This is a genomic window from Acidovorax delafieldii 2AN (assembly GCF_000175235.1).
Taxonomy (GTDB): Bacteria; Pseudomonadota; Gammaproteobacteria; order Burkholderiales; family Burkholderiaceae_C; genus Acidovorax; species Acidovorax delafieldii_B.
The window spans coordinates 1-1,776 of record NZ_ACQT01000451.1 but is presented as its reverse complement, the minus strand read 5'-3'; the positions used below and the strand labels follow the sequence as shown (position 1 = coordinate 1,776).

Genomic DNA, 1,776 nt, shown 5'->3' with positions numbered 1-1,776 from the left:
CGCTCGCCACTGCGGCCTCTGGCCGTGCCGGCGGCCGATGCGGGAAGGCAGCCGGCGGCTCGCCGCGAAGGGGCGTGTGTGGTGTCATGGGGCCTCCGCAGCCGTGGCCCCGGCACGCGCGGGCGAAAGCCCGTACCAGTTCACCTGGCGCGTGAGCACCATCACGGCCGCCAGCACCAGGAACAGCGCAATGGCACCCACCACCAGCGCGGTCTGCTCCAGCTGCAGCAGCACGTAGAGCAGGCCATACAGCAGCGCAATGCCGGCGCCCAGCGGCAGCCCGCGCGAGAAGCTGCCCAGCATGTGGCTGGCGTAGTAGGCCAGCAGCAAGACGCAGGCCGTGGCGGCCACGGCGTACGACACGCCGAACGGCAGGTGTTCCGACAGACTCACCAGCAGCAGAAAGAAACTGCACAGGGCGCTGCCCACCAGCAGGTATTGCACCGGGTGCACGCGCAGCTTTTTCATCAGTTCGAACAGCCCCACGGCCACGAACGTGAGGGCGATGAACAGCACGCCGTACTTGGTGGCCCGGTCGGACAGTGAATACGGGTTGATCGGGTCGATGAAGGCCACGCTGAAGCTGTCGGCGCAGTCCCGGTCGGCGGCGACTCCGACGGCATATTCACTGTCGGCCATGGTGGGGGCATCGCACGCCTTTTTGCCGTTGGCGATGTCCTGCGGTGCCGTCGTGGCCAGAGACGAGAGGCGCCAGCGCGCGCTGAAACCATTGCCCGTGACCTCGCGCTCGGCGGGCAGAAAGCGCCCGGCGAACGAGGGGTGGGGCCAGGTGCTGCGCAGTTGCACCTCGGTGCTGCCGCCCAGGGGCACGATGGCCAGGCGTTCGGTGCCCACCAGTTCCAGCTCCAGGGTGGCCGACAAGCTGTCGGCCTGGCCGCGCACGGCTTCAGGCAGCGCGGCATGCAGGCCCCGGGTATAGGTAGGGTGGAAGGTGCCGGGCTTGAGCGGCACCACCTGTTCACCGATCGTGAGCTGAGCGGTGCGGATGCCCCGGGCATCGCCCACCGCCATCATGAGGATGGGCGCGCCGCACACCATGCGCGAACCCTTCACGCTGGCCTGCGGTTGCAGGCTGGCCAGCGATGCCCACTGCGCGGTGATGTGCGCCGTGAGGTTGTAGGTGTTCACCTTGTGCAGGCCGCGCGCGCGCTCCTGCATGGCGGCGTTCGAACCGAGCACCAGCTGCTCCGGCATGGCCGTCAGCAGAAACTCGCGCCGCTGCTCGGTGGTGCGGCGCTCTTCGCCTTTGCCCGTGACCACGTCCCAGCTCTCGACGCAGGCGCTGTGGATGAGGGGGCCCACCAGCGTCTGCGGACCGGCCAGGCTCTGGGCCACGCTCTGCGCGCTGATGTTGCGGTAGCGCTGGCGGTCGCGCACCACATCTTCGATCAGACCCAGGCCGAACAGCAGCAGCAGGGTGATGGCGGCCAATGCGGCCAGTTTGGTGAACAAGGGATTCTTCAAGGGCTCCTCCGCGGTGAATGTGGAGGCAGTGTTGCGGGGCCCTGTGAGGCCACCATGAAGTTTGTGAAGTGGGCGTGAAGTCGCGCAGCGCTCGTGCGGCCGGCGGGCCGGCGCTCTTGGTCAGCGGCTCATCTGTCCGACGTACCGTCCTGTGGGACTGGATGAGCCTGCTCCAGCCAGCGCTGCACCTGCGCGATCACCCACTGCGGGGCATCCAGCGGGAGGTCGTGCCCTGCCTGCGGGTGCAGCGCCAGGGCGCACTGCCAGTGGCGCGCGATGGCCAGCGAGCAG

The 1,776-nt window shown here is 68.7% G+C and carries 1 protein-coding gene; it reads right to left on the bottom strand.

Translation table 11 applies throughout. The features are described 5' to 3' along the window. Positions 1 to 84 precede the first annotated feature (84 nt). Positions 85 to 1,485: a cell envelope integrity protein CreD gene (gene creD / locus ACDELDRAFT_RS22135; RefSeq protein WP_005800933.1), complete on the bottom strand. Its 1,401-nt coding sequence runs from the start codon at positions 1,483 to 1,485 to the stop codon at positions 85 to 87. Between the last annotated feature and the right edge of the window lie 291 nt (positions 1,486 to 1,776).